Source organism: Paenibacillus sp. S29 (assembly GCF_049319765.1).
Classification (GTDB): Bacteria; Bacillota; Bacilli; order Paenibacillales; family Paenibacillaceae; genus Paenibacillus; species Paenibacillus polymyxa_B.
This window is the reverse complement of sequence record NZ_JBMOUI010000014.1, coordinates 155,360-173,345: the sequence shown is the minus strand read 5'-3', so window position 1 is coordinate 173,345 and position 17,986 is coordinate 155,360. Positions and strand designations below refer to the sequence as shown.

11 protein-coding genes and 1 pseudogene are annotated in these 17,986 nt (G+C 47.2%); 3 read left to right on the top strand and 9 right to left on the bottom strand.

Annotated elements, in window-relative coordinates:
• Positions 1–3,077, bottom strand: a pseudogene (locus ACL9RM_RS21625) (hypothetical protein); the annotation flags it as partial.
• Positions 3,078–3,266: 189 nt separating this feature from the next.
• Here ACL9RM_RS21625 and fabV point away from each other — a divergent pair.
• Both fabV and ACL9RM_RS21615 read left to right on the top strand, forming a co-directional pair.
• Entirely contained in the window at positions 3,267–4,454 is a 1,188-nt protein-coding gene (fabV, locus tag ACL9RM_RS21620) for an enoyl-ACP reductase FabV (protein ID WP_250266449.1), read from the top strand.
• Between the two features lie 298 nt (positions 4,455–4,752).
• Entirely contained in the window at positions 4,753–4,905 is a 153-nt protein-coding gene (locus tag ACL9RM_RS21615) for a DUF1540 domain-containing protein (protein WP_013311427.1), read from the top strand.
• Between the two features lie 69 nt (positions 4,906–4,974).
• On the opposite strand, the gene ACL9RM_RS21610 is transcribed toward ACL9RM_RS21615, so the two are convergent.
• From ACL9RM_RS21610 to ACL9RM_RS21590, 5 genes are all read right to left on the bottom strand, one after another.
• On the bottom strand, positions 4,975–5,943 hold the full coding sequence (locus tag ACL9RM_RS21610) for a DUF5643 domain-containing protein (RefSeq protein WP_250266450.1): 969 nt from the start codon (positions 5,941–5,943) through the stop codon (positions 4,975–4,977).
• Positions 5,944–5,984: 41 nt separating this feature from the next.
• Positions 5,985–7,187 carry a DUF4179 domain-containing protein gene (locus ACL9RM_RS21605; protein WP_250266451.1) on the bottom strand — a complete coding sequence of 401 codons (1,203 nt, stop codon included), beginning with the start codon at positions 7,185–7,187 and terminating at the stop codon, positions 5,985–5,987.
• On the bottom strand, positions 7,162–7,758 hold the full coding sequence (locus tag ACL9RM_RS21600) for an RNA polymerase sigma factor (protein ID WP_250260722.1): 597 nt from the start codon (positions 7,756–7,758) through the stop codon (positions 7,162–7,164). Before ACL9RM_RS21600 ends, ACL9RM_RS21605 begins: the two co-directional genes overlap by 26 nt.
• A 91-nt stretch (positions 7,759–7,849) precedes the next feature.
• Positions 7,850–8,053 (bottom strand): hypothetical protein, encoded by a 204-nt coding sequence (locus ACL9RM_RS21595; RefSeq protein WP_049816899.1) that lies wholly within the window; start codon positions 8,051–8,053, stop codon positions 7,850–7,852.
• Between the two features lie 93 nt (positions 8,054–8,146).
• On the bottom strand, positions 8,147–8,518 hold the full coding sequence (locus ACL9RM_RS21590; RefSeq protein ID WP_025720792.1) for a DUF4190 domain-containing protein: 372 nt from the start codon (positions 8,516–8,518) through the stop codon (positions 8,147–8,149).
• A 223-nt stretch (positions 8,519–8,741) separates the two neighbouring features.
• Between ACL9RM_RS21590 and ACL9RM_RS21585 the strand changes: the two genes are divergently transcribed.
• Complete coding sequence (locus ACL9RM_RS21585) at positions 8,742–9,329, top strand: hypothetical protein (protein ID WP_235308941.1); 588 nt, start codon at positions 8,742–8,744, stop codon at positions 9,327–9,329.
• A gap of 11 nt (positions 9,330–9,340) precedes the next feature.
• On the opposite strand, the gene ACL9RM_RS21580 is transcribed toward ACL9RM_RS21585, so the two are convergent.
• The 3 genes from ACL9RM_RS21580 to ACL9RM_RS21570 all read right to left on the bottom strand — a co-directional run bounded on the left by ACL9RM_RS21580 (position 9,341) and on the right by ACL9RM_RS21570 (position 17,565).
• Positions 9,341–9,688, bottom strand: a complete 348-nt coding sequence (locus ACL9RM_RS21580) for a hypothetical protein (RefSeq protein ID WP_023989817.1) — start codon at positions 9,686–9,688, stop codon at positions 9,341–9,343.
• Positions 9,689–9,868: 180 nt separating this feature from the next.
• A complete protein-coding gene (locus ACL9RM_RS21575; protein WP_250266452.1) occupies positions 9,869–15,373 on the bottom strand; it encodes a S8 family serine peptidase in 5,505 nt (1,834 codons plus the stop codon).
• 566 nt (positions 15,374–15,939) lie between these two features.
• A complete protein-coding gene (locus ACL9RM_RS21570; RefSeq protein WP_069290144.1) occupies positions 15,940–17,565 on the bottom strand; it encodes a S8 family serine peptidase in 1,626 nt (541 codons plus the stop codon).
• Between the last annotated feature and the right edge of the window lie 421 nt (positions 17,566–17,986).

Here is a 17,986-nt window from a genome sequence, read left to right as displayed (position 1 = left end):
ATGTGCCACGGCTGGACCGAGTGGGCAGACAGCTTGGCGGCAGTCACGCCCTCATCCGCCAGTTTGTCGGACGTAACGGACTCATCCTGCAAAGCATCGGTCGATATGGACTGTGACGCGATATGCTCTCCCTGAATGCTTCCAATTTGCAGATGATGTGGCTGGATGGATTCCGGAGCGATGTGCACGGACTTCACTGCACCCTCTGCCAGTGCTCTATCCTGTACTGCTCCAGCTGCCAGATGCCGAGTGTGCACCGACTGCGCAGAAAGATGTGAAGGGCCGATGCTGCCTTCTGCGAGGTTCATTCCTTGTACTGAGCGCGCTGCCAGCTTTTCCGAGGTGACGCTTTCCGCTTGAAGCGCACGACCGGACACACTATCCGGGGCCAAATGTCTCGTGAGCACCGAGGAAGCCTGTAGATGCACCGAGGTGACCGCTCCTGCAGCCAGATGTGCCGAATCCACGGCCGCCACAGCCAAATGGTTGCTTTGTACAGCTTCGTCCATAATATGTCCGGACTGCACGGCATGGGCAGACAGTTTGGTGGGAGTTACGCTTCCCTCCGACAGTTTGGCAGAGGTGACCGATTCATCCTGTAAGGCCGGAGTCGCTATAGCCTGCAATGCGATATGCTCTCCCTGAATGACCCCGCTTTGCAAGTGCTCCGATTGGATGGATTCGGGCGCAAGATGTACAGACTTTACAGCGTTCTGGGCTAATTCCGTCTCCTGTACTGCTCCTGCAGCCAAATGCTGAGTGTGTACGGCTTGCGCAGCCAAATGTCCGGGACCCACGCTGTTTTCTGCCAGATTGGAAGCCTGCACAGCACGGGCCGCTAGCTTCTCAGAGGTGACACTTTCTGACTGAAGTGCATGACCCGATACACTGTCGGGGGCGAGGTGTTTGGTTTGGACCGATGCAGATTGCAAATGATTAGAGTTGACGGATTCCGGAGCGAGATGATTCGCCTCCACCGCTTCAACAGCCAGATGGTTACTCTGCACCGCTTTATCCGTAATATGCCACGGCTGCACGGAACGAGCAGACAGCTTAGAGGAAGTGACACTACCCTCAGCTAACTTAGGAGCCGTAATCGCCAAATCATTGATTTTATCCGTGGCCACACTTTCCGGCGATAGTTTCAGTGAAGTAACGGCATGATCCTGCAAATGATGGGAGTACACCGCTCCGCTGGCCAAATGCGCGGTTTGAACAGCGCCTTCACCTAGTATGTCCGCAGTAACGGACTGTTCTTGCAAAGCCGAGGTTCCAACACTGTCTTCCCCAAGATGTTTGCTCAGCACAGAACTCTGGGCCAGATGGGTCGAATCGACGGATTGAGCCTGCAATGCCTTTCCACCCACACTGTTGTCGGCAAGGTGGTTTTCACGAATTCCCCCCGTTGCAATGTGTGCGTGTGTAATGGCTTGAGGGGCAATCTTATTTCCAGTTACCGCTCCTGTGGCAATTTTAGGTTCTGTCACTGCTTCGTCAGCAATTTTGTCAGACTTAATCGCGCTCGAGGCAATGTGATTTTCCTTGATAGCCTGATTCGCCACATGGTGTTCCAGCACTGCTCCCTTCCCTAATTTCTCGCTCGTCACAGCCCCGGAATGCAAATGTTGCTCCGTAACCGCCTCCGATGCAATATGATCTTTTCGAATGATTTCCGACTGGAGGTGTACGGAAGAGACTGCCTCCGGAGAAATTTGGGGACCTTGTATGGCTGCTGTAGCAATATGTCTGGTAAGTACCGCCTCGTCGGCAATTTTGTGTGGTAAAATGCTCTGATCCGATATTTTGGATGAAGTGACGGATTGATCGACAATTTGCAATGAGCCTACAGATTGATCTGCCAGTTTATTGGACTGAATGCTCCGATCCGCCAGGTGGCGGGCTGTCACTTGGCCCGTTCCAAGCTGCTCTTCCCCGATGGAGCCAGGACTCAGATGCTTTCTTTCAATCGCTCCAGCCTGAATGTGCGCACTGGTCACTGCCTCAGACTCCAGATGACGCCCGCTAACAACGCCTTCCTCCAATTGTTCCTTACCCACAATTCCATTGGATAGCTGCTTGCGATTAATCGAACCGGGGGCCAGATGCCTTGCATGAACGGCATGCTCGGTCAGGTGTGCACTCTCAATGCTGCCAGCTTGGATTTTAGCTCCATCCACAGCACCATCCCGCAGTTTGGAAGTGGTCACAGATTGATCACCCAGCTTGGAGCTGTCGACAGCTTCATTAGCCAAATTGTTCGATTGAATCGTACCACTGCGAATTTTATCCGAGGTGACCGACTGATCTTGAAGCATATCTGAAGACACGATCCATTGCTTGAAGTGACGGCTCTCAATGGAGCCATTCGCAATATGATCACCGCTGATAATCTTATCAGCCAGCTTCTCAGGAGTGATGCTACCATCTCGAAGTTTTTCACCGCCGATGGAGCGATCCTGCAATTTACTGCCTGACACCGATGCGTCCGACAGATGTTCCACCGTAATGGAGTCTGCGGCAATCTTCGAAGAAGTCACAGCACCGTCGGCTATCTTAATCGTTTGAACGGCATAATCCGCCAGAGATTCCGTGTGGATGCTTTCTTGTTTCAGCTTGCTGAAATCTATGGAAGCGGGAGCGATCTTCTCACCCGTCACAGCGAAATCGCTCAAATCGTCTGTATAGATGAAAGCATTGTTTACATGTGGGGCCTTCTTATTGCTCAAAATTTCCTCCACATCAATTGGATCAGGTTCTGGTTCTGGCTCCGGCTCTGGTTGTGGTTCTGGTTCTAGCTCTTGGGGTTCCTCTATCGACACTTGAGTCTCCTCTGCATCCGCACCTTCAACCTCTGTCTCATGCGAAACCTCGATTTCAGGTTCGACAACAGTCTGTAGCTCCGGCTCCTCTTTGGTTGGGGGAGGCGGAGAAGCAACTTGATGAAGTCTTGCTTCTGTCTCCCTCCCCGCAGGCTGTGGCTTCACACGCTGTATCATACTTAATTCATTCATATCCGGGTCAATTACACTATAGAGCGGCTTTTTGTTTCTTATGGTTTTGCGGCTCTTATTCTTCAAGCAGCTCTCTCCCTTCTCGTATTTATCGTTACAGCATCATATGCAGGCCCTTAGGCACTTGCCACCCCGTGCAAGGATACACTTTTGGGTAAAAAGGGTACTTACTGAAATCCACGTTTGAAAAAAAATAGTTAAAAGTTAAAATAGTAAGGGTGAAGATCGCTACAAGAAGAGAGGAATTACAATAACATGATTATCAAACCAAGAACACGTGGCTTTATCTGCACCACTGCTCATCCGGTGGGCTGTGCCCAACATGTTCAGGAGCAAATTGACTATGTACAGGCCCGTCCTGCTATCCAGGGACCCCGTAATGTACTTGTGATCGGGGCATCTGCCGGATATGGGTTGGCTTCTCGCATTACTGCCGCCTTCGGTGCGCGTGCCAATACAATTGGTGTATATCGCCCTAGTAATGCTACGGCCACACGTACAGCATCGGCAGGCTGGTACAATTCTGCTGCATTTGAAAAAGCTGCTCAGGAAGCTGGGCTTAAATCCTTAAGCGTGATAGGCGATGCCTTCTCGGATGAGGTCAAAGCCAAAACGGTGGAAGCCATTCGCGAAGAACTGGGACAAGTCGATCTGGTGGTTTACAGTGTCGCTTCAGGTCGCCGTACAAATCCTCGCACAGGCGAAACGTTTAATTCCGTGCTCAAACCTATTGGTAAGCCTTACACAAACAAGACCGTTAACTTCCACACCGGGGAAGTCAGCAGCGTGACGCTTGAACCCGCAACAGAAGAAGAAGTACAAGCAACTGTAGAGGTTATGGGTGGTGAGGACTGGAAATTGTGGATTGACGCCTTGCGTGAAGGCGGTGTATTGGCTGATACTGCAACGACCTTCTCCTTTTCGTATATTGGTTCAGATATTACGCAAGCCATCTACAGAGAAGGCAGTATCGGAAGTGCAAAGGATCATTTGGAGGAGACAGCGCATCAGCTGAACGATCAGCTGAAAGTTACAGGCGGACGCGCCTTCGTCGCAGTCACCAAAGGACTCGTTACCCAATCTAGCTCCGCTATCCCTGTCGTTCCTCTGTATATTTCTGCTTTATATAAGGTAATGAAGGAAAAAGGGCTGCATGAAGGGTGCGTAGAACAGAGCTACCGCCTGTTTGCTGAGCGTCTGTACGCACCAGAAACTCCTGTAGATGAAGAAGGACGTATTCGTATTGATGATTGGGAACTGCGCGAAGACGTACAGGCAGAGGTTGAGAAGATATGGGAGGCGCTGACGACCAACAATATCTACGAATTGTCAGATCTTGAAGGATATCGTCACGAATTTTTCCAACTGTTCGGCTTTGAGTTCGAGGGCGTAGACTATGATGCTGACATCGATCCCATCGTAAATATTCCTAACGTGCGCTAAGTCTTTTCATATCGTCATTATGTCAGAAAAACAAAAAAAGCTGTTCTCCAGCAGAGAAACATTTCGTTCTGCATGGAGGACAGCTTTTGTTTTTTAATTTAAAGGGACACTTGTGTCCGCTTCGAACTGCAAAATGAAGCAAACATTGCAATTTTAAATTTCATTTGATATTGTACAAGTAGGCATAGCAAAATCCCTCTTCCTAACAAGAGGGTAAACACAGTTGGACAAGTCCTACCTTGACTGACCGTGATACTATTTGCTCAGCCCATCACAACCATATAAGGAGGTGTACAACATGGCAAAAGACGTTCTGTGTGAAGTCAATTCATGTACGTACTGGGCCCAAGAAAATAAATGTAGCGCTAGCTCCATTTATATCGTAAGCAACAGACCTGAAGACACTCACAAATCCGAAGAAACAGACTGCAAAACCTTCGAAGCCAAGTAAATCTTTGATTTCAGACCTAGTTTTATAATGAAGGAGCCCATGCCCGGGTTCCTTCTTTCTTATGATATTCTAACAAGAATGATAATTATTATCAAGTCCTTTTTCGCAGTAATGGATTGAATCTTTCGAAGCACAAAAGAAGCGTTGCCTGAACGATTCGCTCCACTTCTTGTTGACGGTCAGCGTATACGGCCTGATGGTGATGGAAGAGGGTCTGGTTGCAAACGGAGCATACATTTCAACTTCGTGATAATTAAGCGCCGGAGCCTTGTTATAAATCCCCATCAATTCTTGAGCAATCAGTTTGCCTTGCGGGTCCGCAATGTCATAATACATCTTGGTTGCACTCCAATTTCCAGTCTGTTTGGATGTACTTGGCACTTTACCATTGCTGTCAATAATGATCCGGGTATTGGCCGAGGAGAGCTCAATCTGCTTGACGGTATAACTGAAATCTCCGCTGCTCTGCGTTTTTTCCGGCTTAAGGACCAGTTTGTCCTTCACCGTATTCTGCACAGGCACCTTAAATGAAAATGGTTCTTTAATGCCGCTAACATTGATTTTTAATGCCATTTCAAATGAGTCTGGCAGATTTTTTTCAGATAATCCTTTGTCTATTGCGATTTCTAATGTATTATCCAACATTTTTTTATTTTCGTCGAATACCGCGTTTGAGACTCTCAATAAACTTATTTTTTCTCCATTAATAGATATTTGAGGATCTATTAGGTAACCCTTTTCTAACTTCCGGGATTTGTCCTTGCTGAAAGGAGGCATTGTACTGATCTTGTTGATCCCCTTGCGTTCAATTTGCACGGTCAGACGAATCCCGTCATATTTCACCTTTTTGACCGTCAGTGTGACGCCATCCCGTGTCAGACTGCTTGCGCTTGCCGCCGGGGCAGTTGATTGTATAGCTGCTGCCTGGATTTTCCATGCAGTATCGGAAATCGTCACTCCTGTACCCATAATCATAGTTACTGAAGCTAGAATAGCCGATTTGAATATTATACGCTTCACTTTAATATATTGCTTCATTCGTATTTCCTCTCCTTTATCGTCCGGGTTGGGTTGTTTTATCATTGAGATGGGACTGGGATCGTCATTTCCAAATCCTTATGATATGTTTTGGCCCAATTTTCCTCTTGATCCTCTATCACAGACCAGTCCTTCTTAACCGTCATAGTGTACGGCTTGATCGTAATGGAGGTCGGTGTTTTTGTAAATGGACTGTATGCTTCATCCTCATGGTATTCGGAATCAGGACTGCGATGGAACAGACCTAACATATGTTGCTCCAGCTGATTTCCGTCCTGATCCACAATGTCGTAATACATTTTAGTCGCACTAAAATCGCCTGATTGCTCCGCGGTGCTCGGTACTTTGCCCTTGCTGTCCACAATAAGACGGGTTGTTACCGGAGTCAGCTCGATCTGCTTCACCGTGTAACTGAACGTTCCGCTGCCCTGTGTCTTATCAGGCTTCAGCAAAATTTTGTTTTTGGATAAATTCTTCACCGGCACCTGAAATTCAAATGGCTCATGGAAGCCGCTCACATTCACTTTTACTGTAATCTCAAATTCGTCAGATAGATTTTTCTCCGACAGTCCTTTGGTGATTTCATACATAGCCATATTGTCGATGAGCTTGCCGTCTTCCTTTTTGCCAACCGCGTCCGTAAACGAACCGTACACCATCTTTTGTCCTTCAATAAAGACCTTAGGTGTGAACAAATACCCCTTTTTTTGCTTTTCCACGGGTACCTTCTCCAATGTATTCCCCTCGACACTCACGGCTTCCTCGGGCAAATAAGGGGACATAATCCTCTCATCTTCTACCCCTTGGCGTTCAATCATGAACACCAGCCGTGTTCCGTCAAACATAACCTCTTTGATGTTCAAGGTCACTCCATCGCGGGATACACTCAAATGGGGTGTCGTCGTCAATCCAGATTTACTGGCTTGCTGCAAGCTTCTGTCAAAATTATATTGGAATACGCTGCCGATCAACGGGATGTTTTTTAACGTTTCGGCCATAGCTGGGGACACAAAACCGCTTCCCAACACCAGTCCTCCCAACACTGCCGCTACAGACGCACTAACGGCCACTCTTTTGGTCCATGTGCCTTTTTTGTACGTTAACTTCCCGCTCCCCCTGTCCATTTCCCCCAACCTCTTCATAATGTCATCCGTATAGCTAACCTGAGGCATCTTCTTATTTTGGACCGTGCGACGGATTTGCTCCATTTGCTCGTGTTCAGTTTGATCCTGCCATGCGCTCATTCGTTAGCCCTCCTTTTTTCATTTTCTGCTGAATCAGCTTTTTGCGTAACCGTTCATACTTTTTTCGCAAAGTCGCGGGCTTGCAATCCATAATTTCTCCGATCTCCTCAAAGCTGTACTGCTCAACAGCTTTCAACAGCACAAGATTTCTTTCTTCCGAATTCAGATTCATTAGAAGCTCATCGACTTCGCGTTCATCATCGGATGGATAGTAATCATCTAGATGTTGCTGTTGCTGTTGCTCTTTTTGGATCGATATTAATCGATGCCAGCGGCTTTTTTTCCTAATTTGATCCAGGCAGTGATAGTACGCTACTTTATAAAGCCACGCCGAAAAGGAAACCTGCTGTCTATATTTACCTATTGCCTGATATACTTTGATAAATATATCCTGTACCGCATCCTCCGCTTCCTCGCGGTTTTTCAGAATGTAATAGCAGTACATATATATCTGCTTTTCATAAGTACGTATGATGGTGGCATAAGCCTGTTGATCGCCAGCTTTGACGCGTTCCACGACGGATTCTACATGTTCTGTATGGTCGTTGGCCCCGGGGCTGAACCGTTCCATAGGATCACCTCCTTGTGTGTCCGTCATTATCTGTATAACGAATACTGTCTCCTGATTGTGACAACTTCTATAAAATCAAAAAAAATTCTCGCTAAAGACAAAAAAAAGAAGCGTCGCTCTGAACGATTCGCTTCTTGTGCTTGACCTTTTGTAATTGTTCTTGCTTGGTCGGCTTCATTCGTATGTGCTGTGAAATCTCGCCATAATGGTCATTCGTTTTGCGGCTCTGTGCCGCACAATAGATTCCAGCGCGTTTTGCCTTGCTCAGCGCTTTTTGTGTTTGAGTACGTGCCATACGGCTTCACTCTCCTTCATTGGACTCCTTTTATCATAACATCCAATAGTCAAATCGTGAATGGTTTGTCTGACTCAAGCATTCTTCAATTCATTAAATGTCTGAAAAAATATCCGGATCGCCACTGGAGGCCGCTACAATAAAAACAATAACTATAAAAATGATGATCAGTGTATAAATCAGTGTACCGATAATACTACATACCAATCCAGCAATGGCCATACCTCTGCCTTGCTCGCCATGACGGTTAATTTCCTTCAGGGAAAGACTGGACAAAATAATACCCACAATTCCGATAATCAACCCGATATAGGGAATGACCACAGATAAAATCCCGAGCACCATCGAGGCAACAGCTTTACTATTCGTAGGTGGAACTACTGGGGGCGGGTTAAATGGGGCGTTATAATCGTTCGTCTCCTGAAAAGGATCGGAAGATCGAGGCTCCTTGTACAAATCACTCATCCGTTAAATTCAACTCCAATAAGTAAAATAGCAATTATATAAGTTCTAGGGTACCACAATCTTACAAATCAGGACAGTACTTATTTCAATTTTTTAAATTAGAACGTTAAAAAGAAGAAACCTAGCGATATTAGCACTTTTTGAGGTAACCGGGCATACAGTATTTTACCTGTTACAGATCAATTGCGCTCCATGAGAGCATCCTGCCAAGGAGGTCGGAGCTATGCTATATCGTGCAACATCCCGCAGAAAGGGCTCGCCTCACAAACGTTTAAATGCAGAAACACTTAGGAAAATATCCGCTGCCATGCTGCCTTTTTACAAAGCTATTGCAACCCGACGTGCTTTTGCCGTCCAATGGTCACGAGCTGTCGTTCAGGGCAATTTGGATCGGATGAAATCCCTTCTCTGCTCAGTAGCGCCATTTGCCGCCAAACAAGGCTTAGGCACGAATGGCATCGGCTACTTCATTTCCTTTTTAGCTCAGCCACCGATGCTCTATTATACGAATGGAACGACGATTCCACCGGGGACTGTGCAGTTTACGTTTGAGCCGAGAGTTCATCGCGCCATCGCAAAAGCCGTTTTTCCACTGTATCGCGAATTGGCACGCAATCCATGTTTTGCTTCTGCCTTAGCTAAAGCGATCAACAGACAAGACCAGCGTGCAGTTCATGTCATGATCCGTAGTTTAATTCCATCCTCTGCGCTGAAATCCGTACAAATTGAGGATGATGGCTTTGCCTTGCTTTTTAAGTATCCCTTTAGCAAGTATCCCTATCGCAATCTGCTCTTTCAGGAGTTCACTTAAAAAGGTCGCTACTAGCGTGCTTGCTTGAGTTCTCCAATGAGCTCTTTTCCCAGTTGTATAGCCATATCTGTCAGCACTCTGATTTCGTCCTTGGTTGCATGATCCAAATGTGCCCCGCAGCAAATGGCAAAATTGCCCGCAAACTCTTTTCGCAAGCGAACTGCAATTTCTTCGGTAATATAAAATTCCTTATGGTTTTGTAATTGCACAGTTTGAATCGGCTCGAGCCTGGCCCCTGCTGTAATCGTTCCCAAATGCGGCTGATCACCGCCAGAAATGAGTACAATGATATCTTCCCCCATAAAATAGGCATCCAGCACAAGACGGATACGTCCGCTTTCTTTTTGCAAATGAATCATATAATCCTCTCCTGCTAAAAAATATTATTGTGAAACGATTCACTTTATGAGCATTATTCATTGTATCGCTTCCTGAACGGCTCGACAATTAAAAATGGCCCACAGCAGCCTCTATAAACCGTGGCTTGCTGTGGGCCTTCATTGCTATTCTAAAAGAAGCCTTCCCTTTCCTACTGGCTGTTAACGGATCGTGATCGTATGCACAGTCTTACCGCTTGCGCCGTCATTATCCGTCACCGTTAGCTCTACGGTATACGTTCCAGCTGTGGTGAATTTATGCTTCACCTTGGAACCGACTGCCGTATCGCCATCGCCAAAATTCCAGCTGTAGCTGACGATTTCACCATCTACATCACGGGAAGCTTTGGCGTTAAATTGTACATTTTTGTTCTTCTTAGCTGATTCATTAGCCTGAATAATGGCTACTGGCTTTTCATTGGATGTAGGTGGATTCGGATCAGGGTTCTGTCCTCCACCATTGGTTACATACAATTTTCCCGGCGCCTCCGTCTCCACTTCATTTCCCGCTGCATCCCTTACCCGGATCACGATGACTCCGCCTTCCAGGTTCAGAGAAGATGAAGTGAAATAAGTACCTTCATAGTGGCCTGACGAAGTTTCATTTAATGGAATATCGTTGCGGCCCAAAGTGGACAGGTTGAAAGGCAGCTCCACATGGAAGGACGCCTCCAAACCGGATGCACTGTCAAAGGATACTCGTACCGACTGCCCTGGAGTAATACGCACATCCTCAGCAGGGCTAATGTTTTCAAGCTTCGGCAGAGCTGAATCGACATACACCGAGCGCGTAACGGTTGTTTCGTTTTCGGCAAGATCCTTGGCCGTCACCGTAATTTGATTTTCGCCTTCGTTGATAAGCAATCGCTTGTTAAAGCTGCCATCACTTCCAAATTCAGCGGGCTCACCGTTAATCGACAATTCGGTGAGGAACTCGTCGTACACGGTACCGATAACACTAACTACACCCGCGTTCGTACGGGCTCCTTCATCAGGAGAAGTCAGGATCAGACCCGGTTTAGTCTGATCGAGCGTCACAACTACCGTTTCGGAACGATCCGTTAATTTGCCGTATACCGCTGCTTGAACACTTAGCGGATTAGCACCTGGCTGAAGATCAACCGACAAACTGAACTGACGATCCTTCACTTTCGTTGTGCCAGCCAGTTCCTTACCGTTAAAGAGCTGAATATCGGCTCCTTCTGCCGGGGAAGTTCCTGTTACGGTAATCGACTCTTCCTGCGTATACGTAGCCTTCGTAGGAGTCGTAATCGTTGGAGCATTCACCGGATATCTGACGATAGCCCGGATCATGTAGTTCCCTTCCTCCTCAGGTGATTGGCTCCATGCTCCGCTTACACCTTGCCAGCTGCGAAGTGCATTCGGGCCACTCTCATCTGTAGCAAGACCTGGCGACTGTGTGCCTACAGCAGACTGTGTATATACGATGTAGAAGTCACCTTGAACCGTCACCGGCTCTGGAAGCTGCACCGTCGTCCATTGTGTCTCATCCCTTACGGCAGTCCCGTCGAATGGACCAGCTAATAATCGTCCAGGTGCTCCTGCCGCACCGGAGGCGTCATAGATAGAATATTGGAATGCCGTTCCTCCCGGATTCGGGAAGGCAGAGTTCCAGAACAAAAGCGATGCTCCTGTCACTTGAGCCACTTCCGACTCAGGCGTCATTCTGACTGCCCATGAATTGCCTGCCGCGTTAAAGGCTCTAGCATTTTCTCCTGTCCCGTCATCGTAGGCAATGCCTCCCTGGAACCCGATGAAAGGTTTCAACGTGACATTCGCTTCCACACTACCGTTCGCAGGAGCAGTAACGGATACACTGTCGCTATAATAATTCTCAGCTGAAATGGACAATGTGTATGTTCCTTCCAGCACGTCCAGCGTAAATTCTCCAGCCTCATTCGTCTCTACCGGAGCAATACGTGCATCCTCCAGCACCAACACTTTCGCTTTTTGGATCGGTTCACCGGATTGCTTGTCGGTAATGACCCCGTGAATCGTACCGTGAGGTACGGCCTGAAGACTAAAGTTTGCTCTGATGACTTTGTTATTCTCAATCGTGACTGCTTTCGTTTGAGGCACATAACCATAGGCTTCAGCCTTCAGCGTATAGTCGCCCGCTACATGAGTGAAGCTGTATTTGCCTGTAGTCGGATCCGTTTTCACCGAACGTCCGGTTTCCAATACCGTAACCGTAGCGCTGGCTGGAAGACTGTCGAGCCCGACACGTCCACTATCCACCGTTGTTTCTGCCGGCTTCACTTTCTCCTGGAATTCACTCTTTTCAGTGCTTGTAATTTTGTACAGCGGGAATTGTTCTTCCGCTTTTTCCAGCTTGATATTCGACTCAGGTACGATGTCCTTGGTCACTGTCGCAGCTGGAATACCCAGCACACGGAAATCGTCAATGTACCAGCCGTTCTTGTTCACACTGTTATCCGATTTCAAACGGAAGCGAATTTGAATCTCATTGCCGGTGTAGCTATCCAGATTGTAATAAACTGGAGTCCACTTTTTCCCGTTCGTGTTGTGAGAGAACTTGCCCAGCTCGCTCCACGTGTCGCCATTGTTTTTGGACACTTCCACATAACCGTAATCATAGCCGGCTTCAATTTCAAACCAGTGATTGAAGGTCAGTGTTGCGTTGCGTACAGCCTGCAAATTAATTTTGGGAGAAACCAGCGAAAATTCAGCTCCGTTCTCATAATTGCTATCAAGATCGGTTGCCCACACATTGGGTCTGGACAGTGCGCTCTCTGGTCCTACTTCCTTGGGAATGCCGCGTTCCCATTCATCCTTGGTACCGGAATGAGTCCAGCCATTATCCGAGCTGCCTTCAAAATGATCGCTATACAGCGTATCTGGCACGTCTACTCTCAGAGAAGCCTCATTCGACTTGATTCCTTCATTGCCACTATAATCCTCAGCCGCCACTGCATAATGATAGGTCGCTCCACCGACCGTGATGGTATCTGTGAGTGTCAGTGCTGAGGTTGTACCGATGGAAGTATAATTTTTGCCTGATTGGGTAGAACGATACACCTTGTACTGCTTTACATCCTCATCGGAGGAAGCATTCCAGGCCAGTGTGACGTTGCCCACAGTATCTGCTTCAGCAGTCAAATTGCTCGGCGCAGCAGGTGCAACGGTGTCTGGCTCCTGAATCGACAGATCGTCAATATACCAGCCATCTTTCACAACCGTATTGTCACTCGTAAAGTTGAACAGGAGGTATACCTTTTGACCCGCGAATGCCCGCAAATCAAGATATTGTGTTTTCCAGCCATTGCTGGTGCCGGTAAACGATAATACCTGCTCAAACGCATTCTGATTGTTTGTGGTTGCTACGTACACTTTGCCGAAATCAGAATTGTTTTCAAGATCGTACCAATGCTTGAAGCTGACCAGTGCCCCTTTTGAGCTCTCGGTCAGATCAATCGGAGGGGCCATAAAATAACTGTTGGAGTTGGCCTGATATTGGCCTTCGAGATTAGTCGCGATGACCTTTGTACCCGAATGTGCGCTTTTAGGGCCGCTTGTCGGAGTTCCCCATTTCCAAACACTGCCCTGTCCACCGATATTAATACCGGCAATGTCTTTTTCGAAGTCTTGTGTGTAGCCTGGTTTTACACCTTTGGAGATTTTAACCTTGTATACTTCAGTTTCAAATCCATTATTACCATAATCATTTACACGAATATAGTATTCCAGACCAGCGCTGTCCACCAAAAAAGTCGGGATAGACGCTTGATATGTACCATCTTTGCTGTCGCCGGAGGTCCGTTCCAACGGAATATATACATAGTTTGACGTACCTGCTGTTTTGGCAAAGGCCTCAACGGCTGTCACGCCGACATCATCCGTTACATGAGCAGTCAGAGGTATATCAATACCCTCGAATGCCGCTGCGGGCGGTGTATGCTCGAGAACAGGTGCTTCCAGATCGTCGCCACCCGTTACAACTTTACCAGACACGGAGCCCAGACCTTGCATGACCGAACCGACTGCATCCAGCGCATTAATGACACCATGTCCGTAGCCATTGTTTGGCGAAGTAGGATATGTGCTGTCCGTGCGCGGTGTAGCTGTGTTCATCAAAATTTCCTCAAGCTGATCTACGGTAAGCGAATGATTCGCTTGTAGCAACAGAGCTGCAAGGCCCGCAACATGAGGTCCCGCCATGGAAGTACCGTTATACCCACCTTTATAGGCGCCACCAGCGACAGATGACCGGATATTCACACCCGGTGCGGAAACTTCTGGCTTCACCTCACCATAGGGTGATGGTCCTAACAATGAGAAGCTGGCCAGATTATCATTGCTATCCGTGGCTCCAGTAGCGAAGGATTCCGGATAGTTTGCCGGATTGGCTACCGAGGCAGGTCCGCCCGGATTGGAAAGAGAGGTATTACCTGCGGAGAATTCGGGGAAGATTTGAGCATCCCGCCATGCCTGAACCACAGGCCGGAACCATTCATCAAGACCCGGTCCACCTCCCCACGAGTTGTTCACTACGTCTGGAGCAAGCTCGGGATGAAGATTCCCTTGGGCATCTTTTGGCGCAAGCAGCCATTGACCGCCATCCAGTATAATCGCATCCGTCGTTTCCGGATTAAAAATCCGAACCGCAATCCACTTCGCACCAGGTGCAACGCCAACTCGATTCGTTCCGTTCTCTTCAGAGCCGACCATCGTGCCCATCGTATGTGTACCATGGGAATCGTCTTCCTGATCGACCGGAAGCGTTGCATGACTATGCGGATCGTACCAGCTCAGCTCGGGATTCACGACATTGCCTGCCGCGTCCAGCCCCCGCCATTTGCGATGAAGGGCCGGATGTGTATAATCTACACCTGTATCCAGATTGGCAACCACGATTCCGGTTCCGTCAATTCCCTTTTCCCACACTTGTGGCGCGTTAATATGGGATATGTTCCATTCCACCGTAGATGGGTCTACAGCGTTCTTACCTGCATTGCCAGGCTTAGCCGATGTTTTGCCATCGTCCTTCTCCAGCTCTACAGCCTTCTCTACCGTTGCAGACTTCGCCGTTGCTGCTGTCGCTGTTTCAGCCGTTTTGGCATTTGCTCCCTCTGCTTGCTTGTCAACCGTCACCTTTTGCAGATAACGCGTTTCATTCGGCAAGACTTTATCGACCTCAGGCAACTGCGAAATATGATCCAGCACCTCCTTGGTGCTTGTTACAGCCAATGCATTGACAATAAAAAAGCTTTTATATTCCTTCACTCCGCCGCTCTCTGATTGCTTATCCAAATAATTTTCAAGCCCATATTGGGTTCTTGAAGCCGTTTCACGCAGAGAACTGATCACATGGCTGCGCGCAGCCATTTTGGCAGCGGAAGGTGTTATTTTCTCAAGTGAGGCCTTTTGGAGTGCATTTTTGGAAACCTTGTTGGTGTCTACCTGTTCTTTTAATTTGACCAGATAGGTAACATAGTTATTCTCCTCAAACTGTTTGGTCAGTTTCGGGGATACCTTCGCGGTCGTGACCTTGTGCGAGGCTGATTTCAGCTCCAGCTTGGAGCCATCCGGTGTGTTATTCGCCAAAGCAGGTTGAACAAAGGAAAAGGCCATTAGCAAAGATAGTCCGATAGATAGTGGTTTCTTGAATCGTTTAGGTTTAATCAATTACTTCTCCACTCCTTTTACTAGGTTTAATGTTTCTGGAATAACCTGTACAGAGTAAGACCTCATACCTTACACATCAAACACACGGGTTGCGCAACACGATGTGGTTGGCGACCACCTCCTTCATAGAATATAGAGGCACAAAAATATTTGGCTGTTCATAGATGGTGGTACTTCATAGGTGAGTTTACAATTCCAATAGGAAGCGATGAAATTTAGTAGAAACCAAGGAGAAAAAGCAGGAGAACTTCGAAGAAAAACATGTTATATCATTACAGTTTATATTAAAAATTGATATATAATCATATATTATGGAATAGTATAAAGTTATCAAAACAGATATACAAGTCATTTTTTTGCATTTTTCTTGAAATTCTATGACTTTTATATTCTTTTATGTACGAAACCCCTTTTTTGCGGCTATGTAATAGTGCATTACACGGTTAACAGGTGTATGCAATCTCTGTACGAGCCGCTCAAAGGGATTTTCGGGGGTCTTTCTTAATCCTATCTTTCGCTCTATATCTTGTTCATTGGAAGTCGCTTATGGGATTTTTGCAAAATCCTCACTTAAGTACGGAGTTCACCGCAGCAAGCGCGTCGATCAGACCATATCCGTAACCATTGTTCGGTGAAGTCCGATACTGGCTGTCTGTCAGCGGCGTCGCTGTTTTTGAAATAACATCCTCCAGTTGATCCACAGTCAACGATGGCTTGGCCTGAAGCAGTAATGCCGCTAATCCAGCAGTATGCGGGCCTGCCATGGAGGTACCGTTCCATCCCCCCTCATACACTCCACCCGGTACAGAAGAACGGATGTTGACACCAGGAGCCGAAATTTCAGGCTTCACTTCTCCATAAGGAGAAGGACCGCGCAGCGAGAAGCTAGCCAGCTTGTTGTTAATGTCCGTGGCTCCTGTCGCATAGGCTTCCGGCAGATTTGCCGGATTGGCTACAGACCCAGGTCCGCCCGGATTGGACAATGTTGTGTTGCCTGCGGAGAACTCAGGGAAAATCTGAGCCGCTCTCCACGCCTTGGTGACTGGACGATACCATTCATCCAGGCCAGGTCCGCCGCCCCAAGAGTTATTCACCACATCCGGTGCAAGCTCAGGGTGCTTTTTACCGTTTTTATCTACAGGAGCAAGAATCCATTGTCCACCGTCCAGTAAGATGGAGTCGGTCGTATCTGGATTGAATACTCGAACCGCAATCCATTTGGCGCCAGGGGCAACACCGATTTCATTCGTACCGTTGCTGTCCGATCCAACGCTCGTACCCATCGTATGTGTACCATGTCCATTTGAATCAGTTGGCAGTGATGCTCCATCAACCGCATCATACCAGCTCAGTTCTGGATTAACGACCTGACCGGAAGCATTCAGACCACGCCATTTTCTTTTCAACGCCGGGTGAGTATATTCAACGCCTGTATCCAGATTGGCGACTACAATGCCTTTGCCGTCGATGCCTTTGGCCCAAACCTGTGGTGCTTTGATTTTAGAGATATTCCACTCGACACGGCTCGGCGTTACAGCATCCTTATACACGGATTCTTCCACTGATTTTTGCGCATTCTCTTCCGTCACAGCCGTATCTACAGCGGCTTGATCTGCAACCGCTTGGTCAGCTGTAGATTCCTCAACTACGGGCTGGGCATCCTTATCTATTTCTACCTTTTGCAGTTCCCGCTTTTCGTCCGGTAAAATTTTGTCGATCTCAGGAAGTGTGGCGAGATTATCCATGACCTCTTTCGTGCTGGTTACCGCAAATGCATTCACGATAAAGTAACTCTTGTACTTTTTGACGTTTCCGTTATTGACTTCCTTCTTTAAGTATTCCTCCACGGATTGTTGCGTTTTTTCTGCTGTATCCATGAGAGAGTTCACAACCGTTGTACGTACAGAAAGCTTAGCAGCAGCGGGTGAAATCTGCTCTGCAGAGGCCTTTTGGAAAGCATGCTTGGCAACTGACTCCGTATCTACCTGATCTTTTAATTTAACCAGATAGGTGACATACTCACTGGCACTGAATTGTTGGTTCAGCTTGGCAGAAACCTTGGCGGAAATCGTCGATGCTCCTGCTGAGGTGGTTGTGCTGGAATCACCATATACCGGAGAAATCAGAGAAAAAGCAAGAAGAGCAGTAAAACTGACCGACAGCGTCTTTTTGATATTTTTCGACTTAATCAATACTTTCCATCTCCCTTTACTTGGTTTTTTAATTCTCAAGAACAACCTTCCGGGCAGCTACGTCAAAAGCTCACAAAATAGCCTCTGGTACTCACCTCCTTTAAAAAATATAGATTCCGCCGGGGTGATATCCATAGGTCATCATTCTGAGGTGAACAACCCTTGGTGCAGACCGTAAAGAACGAGCATCGGGTAGAAACAGGTGGACAAGTTTGAAAATGATAAGTGAAAAAAATGAAGAGAAAGGTAGGATAAGAAATTTAGAAGTAATCGAGGAGGTTAATGTGCAAGTATTAAAATACAATTTAAAACAAAAGAATGAAACATATGGTATCTTTTGAATCTAGTATAGTGTCATAAAATCAGATATTCAAGCATTTTTTTGAATTTTATTCCTTTTTTTCTTTAAGAAGAGAAAAAT